This is a genomic window from Amycolatopsis eburnea (genome assembly GCF_003937945.1).
Taxonomy (GTDB): Bacteria; Actinomycetota; Actinomycetes; order Mycobacteriales; family Pseudonocardiaceae; genus Amycolatopsis; species Amycolatopsis eburnea.
In genome coordinates, this window is record NZ_RSEC01000058.1 from 861603 (window position 1) to 881809 (window position 20207).

The 20207-nt window shown below is 71.5% G+C and carries 19 protein-coding genes; 12 read left to right on the top strand and 7 right to left on the bottom strand.

From position 1 onward, the window contains the following. Positions 1 to 43 precede the first annotated feature (43 nt). Entirely contained in the window at positions 44 to 394 is a 351-nt protein-coding gene (locus EIY87_RS29625; protein WP_125313115.1) for a hypothetical protein, read from the bottom strand. A 196-nt stretch (positions 395 to 590) separates the two neighbouring features. Here EIY87_RS29625 and EIY87_RS29630 point away from each other — a divergent pair, with 196 nt between their 5' ends. From EIY87_RS29630 to EIY87_RS29650, 5 genes are read left to right on the top strand one after another with little or no spacing between them, the layout of a single operon-like run. After that, complete coding sequence (locus EIY87_RS29630) at positions 591 to 1787, top strand: PP2C family protein-serine/threonine phosphatase (protein ID WP_125313116.1); 1197 nt, start codon at positions 591 to 593, stop codon at positions 1785 to 1787. Continuing rightward, positions 1784 to 3304 (top strand): sensor histidine kinase, encoded by a 1521-nt coding sequence (locus tag EIY87_RS29635; RefSeq protein WP_125313117.1) that lies wholly within the window; start codon positions 1784 to 1786, stop codon positions 3302 to 3304. The genes EIY87_RS29630 and EIY87_RS29635 overlap by 4 nt, the downstream gene beginning before the upstream one ends. Continuing rightward, a complete protein-coding gene (locus EIY87_RS29640; RefSeq protein ID WP_125313118.1) occupies positions 3301 to 3741 on the top strand; it encodes a response regulator in 441 nt (146 codons plus the stop codon). The genes EIY87_RS29635 and EIY87_RS29640 overlap by 4 nt, the downstream gene beginning before the upstream one ends. 34 nt (positions 3742 to 3775) lie before the next feature. Beyond that, positions 3776 to 4132 carry an STAS domain-containing protein gene (locus tag EIY87_RS29645; RefSeq protein WP_225440100.1) on the top strand — a complete coding sequence of 119 codons (357 nt, stop codon included), beginning with the start codon at positions 3776 to 3778 and terminating at the stop codon, positions 4130 to 4132. Between the two features lie 32 nt (positions 4133 to 4164). After that, the gene (locus EIY87_RS29650; protein WP_125313119.1) at positions 4165 to 4578 is read left to right on the top strand and encodes an ATP-binding protein; all 414 of its coding nucleotides are present in this window, start codon (positions 4165 to 4167) and stop codon (positions 4576 to 4578) included. A gap of 91 nt (positions 4579 to 4669) precedes the next feature. On the opposite strand, the gene EIY87_RS29655 is transcribed toward EIY87_RS29650, so the two are convergent. From EIY87_RS29655 to EIY87_RS48525, 5 genes are all read right to left on the bottom strand, one after another. Beyond that, positions 4670 to 6292, bottom strand: coding sequence for a phospholipase C (locus EIY87_RS29655; RefSeq protein WP_125313120.1), 1623 nt, complete (start codon positions 6290 to 6292; stop codon positions 4670 to 4672). A gap of 32 nt (positions 6293 to 6324) precedes the next feature. Next, positions 6325 to 7521 carry a Dyp-type peroxidase gene (locus EIY87_RS29660; RefSeq protein WP_125313121.1) on the bottom strand — a complete coding sequence of 399 codons (1197 nt, stop codon included), beginning with the start codon at positions 7519 to 7521 and terminating at the stop codon, positions 6325 to 6327. Next, positions 7518 to 8687, bottom strand: a complete 1170-nt coding sequence (locus EIY87_RS29665) for an EfeM/EfeO family lipoprotein (RefSeq protein ID WP_225440101.1) — start codon at positions 8685 to 8687, stop codon at positions 7518 to 7520. The genes EIY87_RS29660 and EIY87_RS29665 overlap by 4 nt, the downstream gene beginning before the upstream one ends. 197 nt (positions 8688 to 8884) lie before the next feature. After that, positions 8885 to 9661, bottom strand: coding sequence for an ArsR/SmtB family transcription factor (locus EIY87_RS29670; protein ID WP_125313123.1), 777 nt, complete (start codon positions 9659 to 9661; stop codon positions 8885 to 8887). A gap of 91 nt (positions 9662 to 9752) precedes the next feature. Further along, positions 9753 to 10640, bottom strand: coding sequence for a hypothetical protein (locus EIY87_RS48525; RefSeq protein WP_225440102.1), 888 nt, complete (start codon positions 10638 to 10640; stop codon positions 9753 to 9755). A 73-nt stretch (positions 10641 to 10713) separates the two neighbouring features. Here EIY87_RS48525 and EIY87_RS29685 point away from each other — a divergent pair, with 73 nt between their 5' ends. Then, positions 10714 to 11508 carry a hypothetical protein gene (locus tag EIY87_RS29685; protein WP_125313126.1) on the top strand — a complete coding sequence of 265 codons (795 nt, stop codon included), beginning with the start codon at positions 10714 to 10716 and terminating at the stop codon, positions 11506 to 11508. Next, positions 11505 to 13265 carry a serine/threonine-protein kinase gene (locus EIY87_RS29690; RefSeq protein ID WP_125313127.1) on the top strand — a complete coding sequence of 587 codons (1761 nt, stop codon included), beginning with the start codon at positions 11505 to 11507 and terminating at the stop codon, positions 13263 to 13265. Before EIY87_RS29685 ends, EIY87_RS29690 begins: the two co-directional genes overlap by 4 nt. 64 nt (positions 13266 to 13329) lie before the next feature. Here the strand turns inward: EIY87_RS29690 and EIY87_RS29695 are convergent, their stop codons facing one another. Then, positions 13330 to 13752 carry a hypothetical protein gene (locus tag EIY87_RS29695; protein ID WP_125313128.1) on the bottom strand — a complete coding sequence of 141 codons (423 nt, stop codon included), beginning with the start codon at positions 13750 to 13752 and terminating at the stop codon, positions 13330 to 13332. Between the two features lie 256 nt (positions 13753 to 14008). Between EIY87_RS29695 and EIY87_RS29700 the strand changes: the two genes are divergently transcribed. From EIY87_RS29700 to EIY87_RS29720, 5 genes are all read left to right on the top strand, one after another. After that, positions 14009 to 14569 (top strand): AAA family ATPase, encoded by a 561-nt coding sequence (locus EIY87_RS29700; protein WP_125313129.1) that lies wholly within the window; start codon positions 14009 to 14011, stop codon positions 14567 to 14569. A 386-nt stretch (positions 14570 to 14955) separates the two neighbouring features. After that, entirely contained in the window at positions 14956 to 16722 is a 1767-nt protein-coding gene (locus EIY87_RS29705; RefSeq protein ID WP_125313130.1) for a chitinase, read from the top strand. A gap of 46 nt (positions 16723 to 16768) precedes the next feature. Then, positions 16769 to 17506, top strand: a complete 738-nt coding sequence (locus EIY87_RS29710; protein ID WP_375336754.1) for an IclR family transcriptional regulator — start codon at positions 16769 to 16771, stop codon at positions 17504 to 17506. 73 nt (positions 17507 to 17579) lie between these two features. Next, a complete protein-coding gene (locus tag EIY87_RS29715) occupies positions 17580 to 18734 on the top strand; it encodes a 4-hydroxybenzoate 3-monooxygenase (protein ID WP_125313131.1) in 1155 nt (384 codons plus the stop codon). A 73-nt stretch (positions 18735 to 18807) separates the two neighbouring features. Further along, positions 18808 to 20205 carry a DHA2 family efflux MFS transporter permease subunit gene (locus EIY87_RS29720; RefSeq protein ID WP_225440103.1) on the top strand — a complete coding sequence of 466 codons (1398 nt, stop codon included), beginning with the start codon at positions 18808 to 18810 and terminating at the stop codon, positions 20203 to 20205. Positions 20206 to 20207 lie beyond the last annotated feature (2 nt).

The window sequence follows — 20207 nt, forward strand, 5'->3', positions numbered from 1 at the left end:
GGTGCTTTGGACGCGGCGTACCTTCACGCTGCCGAGACCGGTGTCAGCTGGGCCTGAACAGCAGGACGAACCCCGCGCCCGAAAGGACCAGCGCGGCCAGGAAGAACGCGCCGTGCCCGTACGCGCGGGTCACGACGTCGCCGACCAGCTGCACCACGAGGTCGACGATGCCGAGCGCGCCGACGACCGCCAGCGCGACGCGCGTTCCCTTCACCCCGCGGTACACGCCGTACACCAGCAACGCCCACAGCCCCGCGCAAACGGCGTACACCAGCACCGCGACCGGCGGCGGGACGGCCGCTTCCACGGGTGTCCGGCGCCCGCCCAGCAACGTCCCGAGGAACCAGCACGCCGTCGCGCCCCACCAGGCGAAAGCGGCGTGGCGGGCGGGCATGGCCGGAGCGTAGGCCGGGAACGACCGGATCCGGCACGGCCGTGCACCGAACTGTTACCCGCCCGGTGTCACACCGGAGTGCTATAAAGCGCTACCCCGGTGAGACCGGTTCCGCGGCCGTAGGCGGCCGACGCCGGTGCCGCTAGGGTTGATCGTCTGGATGTGCTGGCCGAGGGCAGCCGAACGGGAGAAGCCGGTGACCGCCGCGCACGACTCATCGTGGGATCCCGGCACCCGCCTGCGGGTGCTGCTGGTCGAGGACGACGACGGCGACGCGCTGCTGGTCGAGGAGATGCTGGCGGACACGGCCGTGCCGTTCTCCCTCGAACGCGTCGAGACGCTCTCCGCCGCGCTGACCGGCCCGCTCACCGCCGACTGCGTCGTGCTCGACCTGCAGCTGCCCGACGCGATGGGCCTCAGCGGCCTGACGAAACTCGGCCAGCACGCGCCCGGCGTCGCGATCGTCGTGCTGACCGGCGGGCACGACCAGGCCACCGGCGTCGCCGCGGTCGCCGCCGGCGCGCAGGACTACCTCGTCAAGGACCAGGTGGACGGGCCCCTGCTGGTGAAGGCGCTGCGCTTCGCCCGCGAGCGCAAGCGTGCCGAGCAGGTCGAGCAGCAGTTCCTCCAGCAACAGCTGCTCGCGCGGGAGAACGCGCGGCTCGAACGCGGCCTGCTGCCCAGCCCGCTGCTGCGCGACCCCCACCTCGACCTGGCCGCCCGCTACCGGCCCGGCCGCAACGGATCCCTGCTGGGCGGCGACTTCTACGACGCCATCGAACTCGCCGACGGCAGCGTGCACATGATGATCGGCGACGTCTGCGGCCACGGCCCGGACGAGGCCGCGCTCGGCGTCGCGCTGCGGATCGCGTGGCGCTCGCTCGTGATGGCCGGCCTGCCGATGGCCGACGTGCTGGGCATGGTCGAGCGGGTGCTGGTGCACGAGCGGATCGAGCCGCTGTTCGCCACGGTGTGCATGGTCGTCGTCGCGCCGGACCGAAGATCCTTGCGCCTGTCGCTGGCCGGGCACCTGCCGCCGCTGCTGCTCACCCCCGGCGACGGGCACCTGCTCTCCGGCGGCCGCGTAGGCGTCCCGCTCGGCATCGTCGAGGGCGCGAAGTGGGAGGCCCTCGACGTCCCGCTGGAGCCGGGGTGGTCGCTGCTGCTCTACACCGACGGCGTCTTCGAGGGCCGCGTCGGCGCCGGGTCCGAACGGCTCGGCCACGAGCGGATGGCCGAGCTCGTGCTCGACATCCGCCACCGCGGCGGCCTGGACGGCACCGACCTGCTCGACGAGCTGATCGCCCGCGCCGAGCGGTTCAACTCCGGGCCGCTCGACGACGACGTCGCCCTCGCCCTGCTCCGCCACGAACCCGGGGAGCCCGCCCGATGACCGCCGGAGCGCGCGGCTGGTCGATCGGCCGCTGGCTGACCCTGCTCGCCGTCGCCGAGACCGCGCTGCTCCTCGCCGCGCTGATCGGCGGCGGGATCGCGCTGCACAACCTCACCGCCTCCCGCAACCGCCTGCTCGACGTGATCGGCCCGCAGCGCCTGTCCGCCCTCCAGCTGTCGACGGCGCTGCTGAACCAGGAAACCGGCGTCCGCGGCTACCAGCTCGGCCGCCGGCCGGACTTCCTCGCGCCCTACACCGACGGCGTCCAGGCGCAGGCCGTCGCCGTCACCCAGCTGCGGCAGGCCGGTGCGGTCCCGGGCACGGAGCTCGGTGACGACCTCGAAGCCGTGCTGCGGGCCGCCACGACGTGGCAGGCCGCCGCCGCGCCGGCCATCGCGCCCGGCGCGCCGCCGGTGACCCCGGCCGAGGTCGCGCGCGGCCAGGAGCTGTTCAACGCGGTGCGCTCGGCGCTCGACACCCAGCTCGGCCACCTCGCCGCGGTCCGGGACGCCGGCCGGGCCCGGCTCGACGCCGCGGCGAGCCTGCTGAACGAGATGCTCGTCGTCATCGGCGTCCTGCTCGTGGTGCTGTTCGCGTTGCTGTCCTTCGGGCTGCGGCGGATCATCACCCGGCCGATCCTCGGGCTGGCCGACGAGGTCCGCCAGGTCGCCGACCAGGACGTCCACCTGCCGGTGCACGGCAGCGGGCCGCGGGAGATCGCGCAGCTCGGCGCCGACGTCGAAGCCATGCGGCAGCGCATCCTCGACGAGGTCGCCGAGCTGGAGCGCGCGCACGCGCTGCTCGACCGGCGGACGCGCGAGCTGGAGCGGTCCAACGCCGACCTGGAACAGTTCGCCTACGTCGCTTCGCACGACCTGCAGGAGCCGCTGCGGAAGGTCGCCAGCTTCTGCCAGCTGCTCCAGCGGCGCTACCAGGGCCTGCTCGACGAGCGCGGCGAGCAGTACATCGAGTACGCCGTCGACGGCGCGAAGCGGATGCAGATCCTGATCAACGACCTGCTGGCGTTTTCGCGCGTCGGCCGGAAACCGGGCGAGCACGTGCTGGTCGGCGCCGACCGGCTGGTCGACGACGCGCTGGCGAACCTCGAAGTCGCGCTGTCCCTGAGCGGCGGCAAGGTCACCCACGTCGACCTCCCCGAGGTGCGCGTCGAGCCTGCCCTGATGACGGCGGTGTTCCAGAACCTGATCGGCAACGCGCTGAAGTTCAAGGGCGAGACCCCGCCGGAAGTCCGGGTCACCGCGGAGCGCGACGGCGACGACTGGGTGTTTTCGGTGTCGGACAACGGCATCGGCATCGACGCCGAATACGCCGAACGGGTGTTCGCGCTGTTCCAGCGCCTCCACACGCGCTCGGCCTACCCGGGCACGGGCATCGGGCTCGCCCTGTGCCGCCGGATCGTCGAGTACCACGGCGGCCGGATCTGGCTCGACACCGCGGCCACCGACACGACGTTCCGCTTCACGCTGCCGGCGCGAGAGGACAATGGGGAAGTATGACGCAGGCGCCTGCCCCGATCGACATCCTGCTCGTCGAGGACGACCCCGGCGACGTGCTGATGACGCGGGAAGCGTTCGAGCACCACAAGATCCGCAACGCGCTGCACGTCGCGGCCGACGGCGTCGAGGCGCTCGAGTTCCTCAACCGGGAGGGGCGGTTCCGGGCGGCACCGCGGCCCGGGCTGATCCTGCTCGACCTCAACCTGCCCCGCAAGGACGGCCGGGAGCTGCTCGGCGAGATCAAGCAGGACCCGCAGCTGCGCACGATCCCGGTCGTCGTGCTGACGACCTCCGAGGCGCAGGAGGACATCGTGCGCAGCTACGAGCTGCACGCGAACGCCTACGTCACCAAGCCGGTCGACTTCGAGAAGTTCACCGAGGTGGTCCGGAAGATCGACGACTTCTGGGTCTCGGTGGTGCAGCTCCCGCACCGGTAGCCGTTTGCCGGGGAGTGGGGCACGATAAGGGGCCGTGACGTCTTCATCACGGGACCTGCCCGCCACCGAGCTGGCGGTCACGCTCGATTGGCGGGGCCGCGCCGCGGTGCTGGGCGTGGCGGGGGAGATCGACCTGCTCAGCGCGCCGGAGTTCGAGGACGTCGTGGCCGCGGTGCTGGCCGACGAGCCGGAGAAGCTGGTGGTCGACCTGCGGTCGGTGACGTTCTTCTGCTCGGCGGGCCTGCAGGTGCTGGCGTCGGCGCACCGCAGGATGACCGAGCACGCGCTGCGGGTGGTCAGCGATTCCCCGGTGACGTCCGGCCCGCTGAAGACCACCGGCCTCGACACGTGGGTCAGCGTCCACCCGACGGTCGACGAAGCACTCACGTGACGGCCCCCGGCACGGAAGAAGGGCGAGCCCCGATGCGCGAACCGGCCGGTTCGTTCCGCTGCCACGGCGTCGAAGCGGTCCCCGAGGCGCTGCGCAAGCTCCGGCACGACCTGATGGCGTGGGTGCGGGCGGCGGGCGTCGACGAGGCACGGGCGCACGACATCGTGCTGGCGGCGTACGAAGCGCTGGCGAACGTCGCCGACCACGCCTACGACGGCGCGGGTTCCGGGCTGGTCGACCTGGACGCGGCGGCGTACGAGGACCGGGTCGAAGTGGTGATCACCGACCACGGCCGGTGGCGGACCCCGGTGGTCGACCCGCGCCCGGTCTCCCCGCGCGGCCGCGGCCTGCTCCTGCTGCGCGCCAGCGCCGACCGCGCGGACATCTCCGCCGGCGAGAGCGGCACGGTGGTCACCCTGACCTGGGACCTCGACCCCGTCGGCTGAAGCGCCCCAATGTGGCCTTCGGTGCGTCTGACGCACCCAAGGCGGCCTTCGGTGCGTCAGACGCAACCAAGGCCGCCTTGGGGCGCTTGGGCTAGCTGTGCGTCACCGCGCCCGTCTTCGGGTCCAAGGTGACCTTCTTCGCCTGCGGGTGCCAGAAGTCGAACATCCCGGTCAGCGAGCCGGCCCGCGTGTCGAACGACGAGTCGCCGATCCGGCCGGTGAACCAGTTGTCTTCGACGAACTTCAGCACCGACGTCTGGTCCGTCAGCGTGTGGTCGACGTGGTTCACCTTGCTGAACGGCGAAACCACCAGCAGCGGCAGCCGCGGGCCGTAGCCGCAGCGGTCCGCGTAGCCGCCCAGGACGGCCGGCTTGCCCGTGCAGACCGCCTGGTCCTGCGAAGCGTCGTGGGAACCGTTGACGATCGGCGAGCGCTGGTGGTCGTACCAGCCGTCCGAGTCGTCGTAGGCCAGCACGATCGCGGTCGACTTCCAGTCCGGGGACTGCTGGATCTTGTTGATCTCGTTGACCACGAACTGCTGCTCGTCCAGCGGGTCCGAGTAGCCCGCGTGGCCGTCCTGGTACTCCGGGGCCTTCAGGAAGCTCACCGCGGGCATCGAGCCGGCCGCCAGCGAGTCGTTGAAGTCCGAGATGTCGTACTGGTGGTTCGCTCGGTCGGTCTGCCCGATCGCCTGCACCGAGGACGGCGGGAGGTGCTTCGGGTTCGCCGTCGACGGGTAGTACTGGAACGGCTCGTGGTGCGGGCTGTAGTCGACGACCGCGTTGCCGCCGACGTTCGTGTGGGTCTGGCCGCACACCGCGTAGCCGTTGGCCGAACCGGTCGGGCGGAAACCGCCCTGGAACCAGCCCCACGTCACGTGGCGCTGGTTGAGCAGGTCACCGATGTTCCGGCCGTGCATCGTGGCCAGGTTGTCCTTGCTCGTGTGGTTCTTGCCGGAGCAGTCGTCCCACGCCGGGTCCGGGTCGTTGATCATCGTGCCGACGCCGTTGGCGTCCGGTGACTGCACCGCGTACGCGTCGCTGACCGGCTCGTGCGTGACGGGGTCGACCGCCTGGACGCCGTGGGTGTTGCCCGAGATCAGGTCGATCGCGCCCGGGCTGGAGGGGCCGAACACCGTGTTGAACGAGTTGTCGTTCAACGCGTAGTGCTGGGCGTAGTTCCACATGCCGGTGACGGTGTTGCCGTCGTAGTAGTCCATCACCAGGCCGGGCTCGCCGAACAGGACGGGCTGGCCGGTGCACTTGTCCGTCTCGGTCTTCTCGACGAACTCGTCCATCTTGCCGCCGTTGAACGCGGCCTGCTCGGCGCCGTAGTTGTGGTTCTGGTCGCAGGTCATCGCCTGCTCGTGCGTGAGCCGCTTCGGGTTGTACGCGTTCGGGTTGTCGGTCAGCAGCTTCTTGTCGAGGCCGTTGACCTTCGGGGTGCCGTGCGCGGCCTGGAACGGCGTGCCGTCGGTGTTGGCCGCGTTCGGGTACGTGCCGAAGTAGTGGTCGAACGAGATGTTCTCGCCGAAGATGACCACGACGTGCTTGATCGGCGTGGCCGTCGGGATCCAGTGGGCGGGGAAGAGGTTCAGCGGCTGGGCGTCCGCGGTGGTCGCCGCGGAGCCGGTGACGATGGCCAGCGTGGCCACCGAGGCGAGGGCCCCGGCACCGAGCAGGCCGCGCCGTCGCCGGCGGGTTCTGGTGTCCACAGTGGAGATTCCTTTCGTGGTGGGATCGCCAGTCAGGCGAGCAATGCGCGGCCGAAGTGGTCGTCCGGCCCGGTGACGCCCGGCAGCGCGAAGAAGTAGCCGCCGCCGAACGGGGAGATGTAGTCGGTCAGGGGTTCGTCGGCCAGCCGCGTCTGGACCGCCTCGAACTGGCGCTCGAGGTCCTGCTGGTAGCAGACGAAGATCAGGCCCATGTCGAGGTTGCCGTTGCTGTCGACACCGCGGTCGTAGTTCACCGCGCGGCGCAGGATCCGGCTCGGGTCGGTCTCCGGGGTGCGCGGGTTGGCCTTGCGGATGTGGCTGGTCAGCGGGATCACCGTGCCGATCGGGTCGTCGGCGTAGCGGGGGACGTCGGTCTCCTCGGTCCCGTCGAGCGGAGCGCCGGTGTCGCGGCGGCGGCCGAACATGTTCTCCTGCTCGGCCAGCGAAACCCGGTCCCAGAACTCCACCAGCATCCGGATCAGCCGGACCACCTGGTAACTGCCGCCCGCGGTCCACGCGGGTTCGCCGGCGCCGGTCGTCCACACCAGACGGTCCACTTCGGACCCGGTCGGGTTGGCCGTGCCGTCCTTGAACCCCATCAGGTTCCGCGGGGTGCCCGCCGGGCGCGGCGGGGAGCTGAAGCCGGTCAGCTTCCAGCGCGGCTGCATGCCGCCGCGGGTCGCGCGGGCGATGTCGCGCAGGGCGTGCAGCACGGTGTCGGTGCTGTTCGCCGACAGGGTCAGGCTGAGGTCGCCGTGGCACTGCGCGGGGTCGAGCGCGTCGTTCGGGAACGTCGGCATCGGCTTGAGCTTGGACGGTTTGAGCTTCGCCAGGCCGTACCGGTCGTCGAAGAGCGACGCGCCGGCCCCGAGGATGACGCCGAGGTCGCCGCCGGGCACCACCGGCCCGAGCACCCCGGAGTCGGCGGGCGGCGCGCTGATGCCCAGCGCCGCGGGAGCGCCGCCGGCGGTGAGGAAGCGGGCCCGATCGGTGATCGCGCGGAAGAGCTCGGTCAGCTCGGCCTTGGACTCCGCGACGACGTCGAAGGAGGCGACGATCGTCTGCGTCGGCGGGTTCCGCAGGATCGCGGCCTGGTTCTTGCCGTGGAAGGGAACGGGCGCCGCGCTGTCGATGACGGAGGAGGCACCGAGCCCGGCCCCGGCGGCGACGGTCAGGCCGGCGCCCATCGCGGCGCGGCGCAGGAACGAACGACGAGGCAGGCCGGTCACGAAACCCTCCTCGGCTCGGCGATGGCGGCGATCGGGGCCAGCAGCTCGGTCAGCTCGCCGACGTCGGCGTTGAGCTTTTGCCGCTGCGGCTGGGAAAGCTGCGCCAGCGGAGTCCAGCTGCCGTCCGGTCGGTGTGCGGCGTCCAAAGCGGACTGCGTGCGCGTCAGCCAGCTGTCCACCTTGGACAGGTCGGGGTAGCGCGGGGCCAGCAGCGGGCGGAGGACGTCGAGCACCGCGCGCGTGCCGTCGAGGTTCGCGCGGGCCGTGGCGAGGGTGGTGCCGCTGCCGTAGTCGGTGCGGCCGGTGAGTTCGAACTGCAGCGTGTTCTCCATGATCTCGTGCGCGCGCAGCCCGAGGTCGTTGCCGTCGACCTGGCTCTCGCCGAAGGACGACTGCAGCGCGCGGGCGTCGGTGTCCAGCCGGTCGGCGACGGCGGCGAGCGCGCCGAGGTCCTCGCCGTGCCACAGGCCCTGCTCCAGGCGGTGGAAGCCGGTGAACCCGGGATCGGCCGGGCCGGCGGGCAGGCCGTCGGCGGTGCCGTTGAGGGCGCCGTCGGAGTCGCCGAACGCGTCGTAGGCGGCGCCGAGGCGTTCGTAGGTCAGGTGCGCGGTCAGCCAGGCGGCCCGGCTCGCCGCGCGGTCCCCGCCGTGCACGGCGGCCTTCAGCGCGCCGGTGTCCGCGACCAGTTCGCCGAGCCCGGTCGTGACGTGCTGCTGGTAGGCCTTGAGCGGGCCGAGCAGGTCGTTGTGCGTCACCGGCGCGACGCCCGGCCCGGTCCGGTCGGCCCCACCGCTGATCCGCACGGCGGGCCCGACGATCGCGCCCGCGTCCTCGGGCAGGCAGCGGAACGCGTAGCTGCCGTTGCCCAGGTTGACCTGGAGCGGGCGGGTGGTGTCCGGGCCGAGGCCCTCGACCTCGCCGTAGATCACGCCGGTCGCCGGGTCGATCAGGTCGACCTCGGCGGTCACCGAGCCGGTGTTGTGCAGCCGGAACGTCTGCGGGCCGGGCTTCGGCTCGGACCAGCCGGTGCCGCACGCCGAGCGCGAAACCGCGATCTCCGGATCGCCGGCGGCGGCCCGGTCGGGCCAGAACACCACGGCAGCGCCCGCCACGACGACGAGCACGACCGCCGCCGCGATCCAGCGAGCACGTACTGACCCCGGCACGCGCACTCTCCCGTCACTCGATCGGACCATCACCGGTCACGGATTATGCGAGCCTAACGCCCGCGAAACCGCATCGGATGGCGTCGATCGGCGGGAATTCACCCGGACTTCAGCCTGCCGCCCACGAAAGGGGAGGATTCAGACTTTTCCCTGTGCCAGATGTGTCGCGTTCAGGAGGATCGACCGATTGGCCGGGATCACGGAAGGGGGACACCGGTCTCCAGCAGCGTTTTCAGGCTCGACAGCAGGGCGGGCCAGCCCTGGCTGCACATCGCCAGCGTCGTGCTGTCGTCGTCGAAACCGTCGTGCAGCACGGTCAGCTTCACCATTTCCCCCTGCGGTTCGAGGGTGAACGTGACCTTGGTGCGGCTTTCGCCCTGCAGTTTTGCGAGCGTTTCGGCATCGATCTCGTTGCCGGCCGCCCATTCCGCGGTGAAGGTGTGCCAGGTGTAGGAAAGCCGGCGGTACGGATCTGATTCCAGGACGACCTGGTCCGGGTGTTCCGTTTTCGCGCCGCTTTCGTCCCAGATCATCGGCGAGCCCTTTTTCCAGTCGGTTTCGAAGGAAACGCCCCAGTACTGGCGGGTGAAGGCCGGGTCGGTAAGCGCTTGCCAGAGCTTTTCCGGCGTCGTGTTGATGTAGGTCGTGTAGGCGAATTCGTTCATCGGTGCGGACTCCAGTGCTCGTTTCAGGTCGGCCAGCGCGCCGGCCCGCCTGCGGTCGTAGCGGGTCATCCAGCGGTCGGCGATCGCGTTGATCGGCGCGGCGTCGAGGTGGTGCAGCTTTTCCCGGCCGCGCCGGGTGGTCGTCACCAGCCCGGCCGCCTCGAGCACGGCCAGGTGCTTGCTCACCGACTGGCGGGCCATGTCCAGTCCCGCGCAGAGCTCGCGCAGGGTCTGGCCGTTGCGCTCGTTGAGCACGTCCAGCAGCCGTCGCCGGCTGGGGTCGGCCAGCGCTTTGAAGACCTCGTCCATCGCGCCTTCCTCGGCTGTGCCCCTTCAAACATGCAGCCGTCTGGCTGCCTTTTGACGATAGGCAGCCACACGGCTGCCTGTCAACCGGGGATCACCGGAAGCGGATCACCGTGATGCCGGCGAGGACGAAGAACACGAGGACGACCAGCGTGCCGGTCTGGCCGCCGGAGGAGCGGGTGACGACCTGGTCGACGGCCCCGGTCAGCCGCACCCCGCACTCGGCGACGACGGTGTGCCGCCCGGCCTCGATCCGGGTGAACTCGACGGGCGCGGTGAACGCGCCGGAGCCGTCGGTGACGGCCGAGCCGACCTCGGCGCCGTCGGAGGTGAGCGTCACGACCCGGCCCGGCTGGCACCCCCGCCCGGACGCGGCGAGCGACTCGCCGGGCTGGATGCTCGGCCGGTCGAGCACCAGTTCCCCGGGCTTGGGCTCGGTGCTGGTGGTGGTGGGGGTGCCGGGCGTGGTGGGCGGCGTCGTTGTCGTCGGCGGGGTGGTCGTGGTGGACGGCGGGGTGGTGATCGTCGGGGGCGGGGTCGTGGTGGTGCCCGGCCGGGTCGGCCGCGTGGTGACGACCGGCGGGGTGGTCGTCGTGGGTGGGGGCGGGGTCGTGGTGGGCGTCGCGGTCACCGTGAACCGGCTGCTCGCGGTGAGCGGCAGCTTGGTCCGCGCGTTGGTGCAGGTGCCGGTGACGGGGTAGGTGCCCGGCTGGGCGCCCGCGGGCACGGTGGCCGCGACCGTTCCGCTCGTCTGGTCGAGGCTCGCGTTCGCCGTCCACATCGGCGTGCCGTTCCAGGAAAAGGTGATCGCCGTGGCGCACGGGTAGAAATTCCAGGAAATGGTGAAAGAACTCCCGGCCTTGCCGCTCGACGGTTTCAAACCAACCGACGATGTGTATTGTGCGTTGGCGTTGCCCGCGAAGGTGAGCAAGAGCAACGTTCCGGCCACGGCGACCGAAAACAGCCGAACCACGAATCGCATCGGACGTCCCTCCCCGGTGTGTGCTCGCTGTAGCATTCCGGACGAGTTGGATAACGCAAGTAGGGGATGCCCAATGGGACGTGTCATCGCGGCGGGGGTTGCGTTGGGTTTGTGCGCGGTGGTGCTCGGCGCGCCGGCCGCGTCGGCCGAATCCGGCTCGCTCGGGGTGCAGGTGTCGATCGACCAGCGGCCGATCGAGGACGCCACCGTCCCGATCGACCCGGCGAGCCAGGTCGAGCTGAAGGTCGTGGCCACCAACACCGGCACCGCGCCGGTGAAGGTCCGCAGCGTGCGGCTGTCGGGGGTCGCCCTCGCGCTGACGTTCTTCGCCTACGACACGACAGCGCCGTTCGAGGTGCCGGCCCGCGGCTCGGCGACCCGGACGTTCGTGCTCGACCTCGGTGACCTCAGCGGGCAGGCGACCGGGCTGCTGCCGTCGTCGGTGGAGCTGCTCGACGCGCAGCGCGCCACGCTCGGTGAAGCGACGACGGTCGCCGACGTCCGCGGCTCCGTCTGGTCGGTGTACGGCGTCTTCGGACTGGCGATGCTCGTGCTGACGGTCCTCGCCTGGGCGGCCACGCTGCTCGCGCTGGCCCGGCACCGGCTGGCGCCCAACCGCTGGCGCCGCGGCCTGCGCTTCCTGCCCGCCGGGTTCGGCACCGGGCTGGTCGCGGTGATCAGCCTGTCGGTGCTGCGGCTCGTCCCGCCGGAGCCGGCGATCGAGCTCCCGGTGGTGCTGGGCGCCGCGGCGATCGCGTTCCTGCTCGGCTACCTCACCCCGCATCCGGCACCGCCGGCGGTCACGCCCGCCGAAGACGGCGTCACGACCCGGCTGCCGCTGCCGTCGACGCAGGAATTCACCCGATGAGCGCACCGGCCGAGCTGATCGCCGCCCTGCCGCAGTACGACATCGGGGCGGAAATCGGCGAAGGCGGCATGGGCGTGGTGTTCGCCGGCGTGCACCGGACGCTCGGCCGCAGCGTCGCGATCAAGCAGCTGCCCTGGGACGTCCTCAACCACGCGACGAGCAGCGAGCTCTTCGACCGCGAGGCGCGGGTGCTGGCGAGCCTGGACCACCCGCACATCGTTCCGGTGTACGACTACGTCCGCACGGGCCGCGAGCACCTGCTGGTGATGGAACGCCTCGACGGCGGCACGGTCCACAGCCGCTTCCACGGCGACGGCGTCAGCGGCGAGCAGGCGTGCGCGATCGGCCTGGCGATGCTGGCCGGCCTGCACGCGGCGCACCTGGCGGGGGTGCTGCACCTCGACGTCAAGCCGCGGAACCTGCTGTTCAGCACGCAGGGCGTGGTGAAGGTGGCCGACTTCGGCATCGCCCGCGTGATCAGCGAAGGCGCCACCCTGGTGACCCACGGCGGCGAGATCCTCGGCACCCCGGCGTACATCGCACCCGAGCAGGCGATGGGCAACGCGCTGAGCCCGGCGGCGGACGTCTACGCGGCGGGCACGGTGCTGTACGAGCTGCTGTCGGGCCGCCTGCCGTTCGACAACACCCGCGGCGCGATCAGCATGATGCGCCAGCACATGTTCACCGACCCGATGCCGATCGCGGGCGTCCCGATGCCGATCGCGGGCGTGGTGATGCGAAGCCTGGCGCGTGAACTGGACTCGCGTTATCGCGAGGCGGAGTCGTTCGCGGCCGACCTGGCCGCGGCGGCGACGGCGGTGTACGGACCCGGGTGGCTGGAGCGGTCCGGGGTGCCGGTGCTGCACCTGCCGCCGAGGGTGATCGCGGGGTTGAACGCACCGACGGCCCCGGCCGCGCAGGTGGCCGGGCCCGGGTCGGCGGCCCTCGATCCCGCTCGTACCCGCCCGGTCCAGCGGCCCGGCGCCCCGAACCCCACCTTGGCCGCGCCACATCCCCACCTGGACCCGAACCCCGCCCAACAGCCGGGGAGTTCGGCCGCGCCCGTGATCTGGCTGCGCGTCGGCGCGGCGCTCGCGGGCCTCGCGCTGATCGTCCTCGCGCTGCTCAACCCCGAACGGCTGCCGCACTCGGCGTCGCCGACGCTGAACCTCGGCGGGACGGCCGTCTCGGCGCCGGTCGAGGTGGACCTCAGCAAGCCGCTCATCTTCAGCGGTTCCGGGAACCCCGGGCCGGTCGCGATCGACCTGTCCGCGGCCGGGATCCCGCTCGGCTCGGCGGAAACCACCGCGAAACCCGAGGGCAACGGCTTCACCGCGGAGCTCACCCTGCCGGGGATCGCGCGGTGGATCGTCGGCGGCGCGGTCACGGCGACCGTCCGGACCGGCCCGATCACCCAGACGTTCACGCTCCTCACCAGCCAGCACCCGCTGGCCAGCGCGATGGGCGCGGGCAGCCTCATCTTGGCGTTGTTCGCGCTCGCCTACCTCGAATCCGGGCTGCGCACCATCCGCAACGGCCACCGCTGGCGCGGCGCGCCGGTCGGCGGCCCGGTGCTGGGCATCCTGTTCGGCGCGGCGGTCTGGCTGTGCGTGTCGGTGCTGCGCCTGCACGAGCCGTCGCCCGGGTTCGGCGCCGGGTGCGCGGTGGCGGGGGCGCTCGCGGCCGGGCTGGTCGTCGCGGCGGCGCGGCGCCGGGCGTCCACAATGAGACTTATTCGGCCGTCGGCCGCCACATGACTTTCGCGGTGACCAGCGGTATCCGGTGGGGGCGTGGCGGCCTAACCAGAATAAGCCTCAATGGTCAGTCGACCATCCGGACGGTGACGTGCGGGCTGTAGCTCTTGCGCCGGCTCCACCCGGATTCGGCGCAGAGGCTCAGCTGGATGGCGCGGTCGGCGGGCGCCCAGTAACCCGTCCGGACGAAGTAGCCCTCCATCGTGTTGAGTGCGGCCAGGCGTTTGCGGGCCGAGCACATCTCCCAGCCCCACTGCCGCCCCGTCTTCTCGACGCCGTTGCGCCGCACGGACAGGCACGGGTTGCCGACCGCGCGGATGTCGGCGTCACCCTCCGTGACGTAGACGACGCCGTCGATCTTGTAGAACCGGTTGTTGTCGAGCAGCGACACCTGCCCGCTGAGGGTGACCGCGACCTTGCTTCCTTCGTCGCCCGTGAGTGTCCAATCGAGACAGAATTCCTGGACCGGGAGTTCCAGCGACTGGGTCATGACGAGGTCCCCTGTTCTAGCGGTGTCCCCTTCAGAAGATAAGCGTTTTCCGGGCACAAGGAAGGGGCGCGCGGCAACTTCACCCGAAGTGGCCGTCGTCGGATGCGTTGTCCTGCATGGGTTTCCGGCCTCACGGCACGGCGCGTGATGACCGCGCGTCCGGCCGGGTGGCACACACCCCGCGAAAGATGTTCCCATTACTGTCCGTGAGTCGATAGTAAAGGAACCATTACCTTCGGCCGGGCGTTGAGGGTGCATGAGCGAGCCCACTGTCATCGAACTCGGGCCACGCGACATGCTGGTCGTGGCGGGCCTCCCGGGCGCGGGCAAGACGACGATGCTCCGCCACGCGGCGACGGGCCTGCCGGTGCTGGACTCCGACCAGGTCCGCGAGCGGCTCGGGGCGGTGGCCCCCGCGGTGCCGTACCGCTGCTACCGGCCGGTGGTGCACGCCTGGCACCGCGCGCGGATCGTCGGCCGCGCGCTCGGGGCGGCGGGCCCGATCGTGGTGCACGAACCGTCGACGAGGGCTTCGACCCGCGCGCTGCTGGCCCTGGTCGGCGCGGTGAGCGGCCGTCCGGTCCGGCTGCTGTTCCTCGACGTCCCGGCGGAGCAGGCGCTGGAAGGGCAACGCCGCCGCGGCCGGGTCGTGCGGCCGCGGTCGTTCGCGCGCCACGTGCGGCGGGTGGGGAAGTGGCGCGAGGAGCTGCTCGCGGAGCGGGTTCCGGCGGGGTGGCGCAGCGTCCAGGTGATCGACCGCTCGCGCGCGGGGCGGACCCGGCTGGTGGCCAAGGTGCTCGCGGAGCTTCGTTCTTGATCGCGGCCGCGGGGATGTCGTGAAAGGGTCGTTCACCTCGTCGGACGCCATGAACGACTCTTTCATGACATTGCCGCAGCGCCGGGCAGACTGCGCGGCCGCCGTGCTGACCTGACTTCGTCGGGGCGCAGGCCGGCTCGCCCGCGATGGGCTGGCCCTTCTTTCCCGGCTGGTGGTCAAGGGTGCTCGCGGAGCTTCGTTCTTGATCGTGGCCGCGGGGGATGTCATGAAAGGGTCGTTCATCTCGTCAGGCGCCATGAACGACCCTTTCATGACATCGCCGCACCGCCGGCCGGCTCGCCCGCGACGGTCCCACCCTCATTTGGTCTGGACATTTTACATATTGGTCTAGACAATACCGGGTATCTCCCCGACTGGAGGACCCGATGAGGCGTTCCAGACTGTCCGCAACCCTCGCCGCCCTGGTACTGGCGTTCTCCGGTCTCCTGACCGGCAACGCCGAAGCGGCCAACCTCCTCGCCAACCCCGGTTTCGAAGCCGGCTCGCTCTCCGGCTGGACCTGCTCCGGTGCCACCACCGTCAGCACCCCCGTGCACGGCGGCAGCTACGCCCTCGCCGCCACGCCCGTCGGTGCCGACTACGCCCAGTGCTCCCAAACCGTGTCCGTTCAGCCGAACACGACCTACACCGTCTCCGCCTGGGTGCGCGGGAACCCCGTCTACCTCGGCATCACCGGCGGCGCCTCCACCTGGTCCGGCAACGCGAGCGCGTACAACCAGCTGCAGCTCACCTTCACCACCGGCAACCAGACCTCCGCCCAGCTCTACCTCCACGGCTGGTACGGCGCCGGCACCTACTACGCCGACGACGTCGTCCTCGACGGCCCCGGCGGGAACACCCCCGGCACGCCCGGTGCGCCCGGCGTACCGGCCACCGGCAGCATCACGGCGAACTCCATCGCCCTCAGCTGGGGCGCGAGCGCCGGCACCGTGACCGGGTACCGCGTCTACGAAGGCAGCACCGTCGTCGCCACGACGACCGGGACCAGCGCCACCATCTCGGGACTGAAGGCCTGCGAAACCCACAGCTACGCCGTCGCCGCCTACAACAGTGCCGGTGAGTCGCCGAAATCCGCCACCACCAGTGCCACCACCACCGGGTGCGTCGACACCGGGCTGCCCAAGCACGCGCTCGTCGGCTACCTGCACGCCAGCTTCGCGAACGGCTCCGGCTACGTGCGGATGGCCGACGTGCCCGCCGCCTGGGACATCATCGACCTCGCCTTCGGGGAGCCGACTTCCGTGACCTCGGGCGACATCCGCTTCACCCGGTGCCCGGTCGCCGAATGCCCGAACGTCGAGAGCGACGCCGACTTCATCGCCGCCATCAAGGCGAAGCAGGCGCAGGGCAAGAAGGTCGTCATCTCCATCGGCGGGCAGAACGGCCAGGTGCAGCTGACCTCCACCGCCGCGCGGGACAAGTTCGTCAGCTCCGTCTCCGCGATCATCGACAAGTACGGGCTCGACGGCCTCGACATCGACTTCGAGGGTCACTCGCTGTCGCTCAACGCCGGGGACACCGACTTCCGCAACCCGACCACGCCGGTCATCGTCAACCTGATCTCCGCGCTGAAGACGCTCAAGGCCAAGTACGGCTCGGGTTTCGTGCTGACGATGGCGCCGGAGACCTTCTTCGTGCAGGTCGGCTACCAGTTCTACGGCGGCACGAGCGCCGGGGACGCGCGGACCGGCGCCTACCTGCCGGTCATCCACGCGCTGCGGGACTCGCTCACCGTGCTGCACGTCCAGGACTACAACTCTGGGCCGGTCATGGGCCTGGACAACCAGTACCACAACATGGGCGGCGCCGACTTCCACATCGCGATGACGGACATGCTCAAGGCCGGGTTCAGCGTCGCGAACACCGGCCAGTTCTTCCCCGGGCTGCGGCCGGACCAGATCGCGATCGGCCTGCCCGCCGCGGTCAGCGCGGGCAACGGCTACACCTCGCCCGCGGACGTCCAGACGGCCGTCAACTGCCTGGTCAAGGGCAGCGGCTGCGGCTCGTACACGCTGCGCGGCGGCACCTCGCCCGCGCTGCGCGGGTTGATGACCTGGTCGATCAACTGGGACAAGTACTACAACTGGGAGTTCCAGAACAGCCACGAGCCGTTCCTGAACTCTCTGCCGTGATCACGGGAGCGTGCCCCGCCGCGAAAGGTGGGGCACACTGCCTGACGTGGTGAAACGCGACTCCGTGCTGACGCGGGTCGTCCGGATCTTCGAGACCTTCGAGCCGGACGCGCCCGCGCTGCGCGTCACCGACATCGCGCGGCGGACCGGGCTGCACGTCGCGACCGCGTCGCGGCTGATCGAGGAGCTGGTCGGGCACGGCTGGCTCCGGCGCGACACCGATCGGAGGGTCCGGGTGGGCGTCCGGCTGTGGGAGCTGGCTTCGCGCGCTTCTCCGACGCTGGGGCTGCGGGAGGCGGCGCTGCCGTTCATGGAGGACCTGCACGCCGTCGTCGGGCACCACACGCAGCTCGCCGTGCTGGAGGACCGCGAAGTCCTGTTCGTCGAACGGCTTTCCGCGCCCGGGGCGGTCGTCAACGTGACGCGCGTGGCCGGGCGGCTGCCGCTGCACGCGTCGTCGTCCGGGCTCGTGCTGCTCGCCCACGCACCCGCCGACCTGCAGGAACAGGTGCTGGCCGGCCCGCTCGGCGCGTTCCGCCGGACCACGCTGACCGAGCCGGCGCGGCTGCGGCGCTTCCTCGCCGACGTCCGGCGGGACGGCTACGCGTACTGCGCGGGCTTCATCGACGAGGAGACCACCGGGATCGCCGTCCCGCTGCGGGGGCGCGGCGGCGACGTCGTCGCGGCGCTGTCGGTGATCGTCCCCAACGACGACTCGGCGCGGATGCAGATCCCGGCGCTGCGCGCGGCGGCCCGCGGAATCTCGCGGACACTCTCTCATTGAATGAGAGTCCGGTGGTGGGCGCCGGGCCGGGCGGGGGATGCTCGGGGCCTCCTCCACGCGAAAGGACGTTGCCGTGCGCACCCAGGTCGCCATCGTCGGCGCCGGCCCGGCCGGGCTGCTGCTGTCCCACCTGCTCGGCCTCGAAGGCATCGACTCGGTGCTGCTCGAACGGCAGACCCCGGACTACGTCCAGGCCCGCATCCGCGCGGGCATGCTCGAGGCGGGCACGGTCGGTCTCCTGCGCGACACCGGGCTCGGCGCCCGGCTCGACGTCGAGGGCATGGAGCACCGGGGCATCCACCTGCAGTGGCCCGGCGAGCGCCACCACCTGGACTTCGTGGACCTCGTCGGCCGGTCGGTGACGATCTACGGGCAGACCGAGATCACCAAGGACCTCATGGCGGCGCGGGAGAAGGCCGGTCGCCCGGCGTACTACTCGGCCACCGACGTCACCCTGCACGACGTCACCGGGCAGCCGCACGTGACCTTCGTGGACGAGGCCGGCCGGGCGCAGCGCGTCGACGCGGACGTCGTCGTCGGCTGCGACGGCTTCCACGGACCGAGCCGGGCGTCGATCCCGGACGCCGAGGTCTGGGAGCGCGCTTACCCGTTCGCCTGGCTGGGGGTGCTGGCCGACGTCGCGCCGTCGGCCGACGAGCTGATCTACGCCTGGCACCCGGACGGGTTCGCGATGCACAGCATGCGCTCGCCGCGGGTGAGCCGGTTCTACCTGCAGGTGGCGCCGGACGAGGACATCGCCGCGTGGAGCGACGACCGGATCTGGGACGCGCTCGCCACCCGGCTGGGGCACCCCGGGTGGGCGCTGGAGACCGGGCCGATCACCGAGAAGAGCGTGCTGCCGATGCGCAGCTTCGTCGCGACGCCGATGCGGCACGGGAACCTCTACCTCGCCGGGGACGCCGCGCACATCGTGCCGCCGACCGGGGCGAAGGGCCTGAACCTGGCGGTCGCGGACGTCGCCCTGCTGGCGAAGGCGCTCACCGCTTCGCTGAAGGACGGCCGCGACGAACTGGTCGACGCGTACTCGGACACCGCCCTGCGGCGGGTCTGGCGCTGCACGCACTTCTCGTGGTGGATGACGTCGATGCTGCACCGCCACGGCGACGACTTCGACGCCCAGCTCCAGCTGGCCCAGCTCCGCCGCACGGTGACGTCGGCGGCCGCCGCGACCGAGCTCGCGGACAACTATTCGGGGTTGCCCCTCTAGGCACCGATTCCTTTTCGGTTCGCGCGGTGTCCATCTCATGGAAGCACCGCAACCGAGCCGCGAGGAGTCCCGAGTGCGTGTCGAAACCCCGCCCACACCGGCGGTACCCGAGGTAGGAACCGCGAAGCGCAGGTGGGTCCTGGCGATCACCTCCGTCGCTTCGATGATGGTCGTGCTCGACGCGCTCGTCGTGGCGACCGCGTTGACCGCGATCAAGGCCGGCACCGGCGCGTCGGTCGCCGAACTCGAATGGACGGTCAACGCCTACGGCCTGAGCTTCGCCGTCCTGCTCATGACGGCCGCGGCCGCCGGCGACCGGTGGGGACGGCGGCGGGTGTTCGTGGCCGGCGTCAGCGTGTTCGCGCTGGCCTCGCTGGTCTGCGCCCTCGCGCCGGACGCCGGCACCCTGATCGCCGGCCGGGTGCTGCAGGGCGCCGGCGCCGCGTTCGTCATGCCGCTCGCGCTGGCGCTGCTGGGTGCCGCGTTCCCGCCGGAGCTGCGGCCGAAGGCGCTCGGCGTCTTCGCGAGCGTGAGCGGGGTGGCGGTCCCGCTCGGGCCGCTGCTGGGCGGTGCCGTGGTGGCGGGCATCTCGTGGCCGTGGATCTTCTGGATCAACGTCCCCGTCGGCGCGGTGCTCGCCGTGCTCGCCCTGACCCGGATCGAGGAGAGCCACGGGCCCGATCGCGCCCTCGACGTGCCGGGCCTGCTGCTGGCGGGCGCTGGTTCGTTCGGGGTCGTGTGGGGCTTGGCGCAGGTCGGCACCGCGAGCTGGGTGGGCGTCGCCGGACCGCTCGTGGCCGGGCTGGCCGCGTTCGGCGGGTTCGTCGCCTGGCAGCGGCGGGCGGCGCACCCGATGCTCCCGCTGGGGCTGTTCCGCTCGCGCCGGTTCTCGGCGGGCAACGCGGTGATCTTCTTCCACTGGGCCTCCGCGCTGGGCGCCACGTTCTTCATGGCCCAGTTCCTGCAGGAAGGGCTCGGGTACGGGCCGCTCGCCGCCGGGGCCGGGCTGGCGCCGTGGGGCCTGACCACCGTGGTCGTCCCGCAGCTGGCGGGGCGCCTGGTCGGCCGGTTCGGCGAGCGGCCGTTCATCGTCGCCGGCCTGGGCCTGCACGGGCTCGCCATGCTCTGGATCGCCGCGGTCGCCGGCCCGGCGAGCACGTACTGGGCGCTCGCCGCGCCGCTGGTGCTGTCGGGCACCGGCATCGCGATGTGCCTGCCCGCCGTGCAGAGCGCGGTGCTGACCTCGGCCGGGCCGCGGTTCCTCGGCAAGGCTTCCGGTGCGTTCAGCGCGATGCGCCAGCTCGGCGGGGCCTTCGGCGTGGCCGTCCTGGTCGCCGGGTTCTCGCTGGCCGGCGGCTACGACGCGTTCACCGGCGGGTTCACCGCCGCCGTCGTCCTCAGCGCCGCCCTCGCCGCCGCCGGCGTGCTGGCCGGCTGTTTCGTCCCGAGTCGCGAACCGAAGGAGAACTGAGC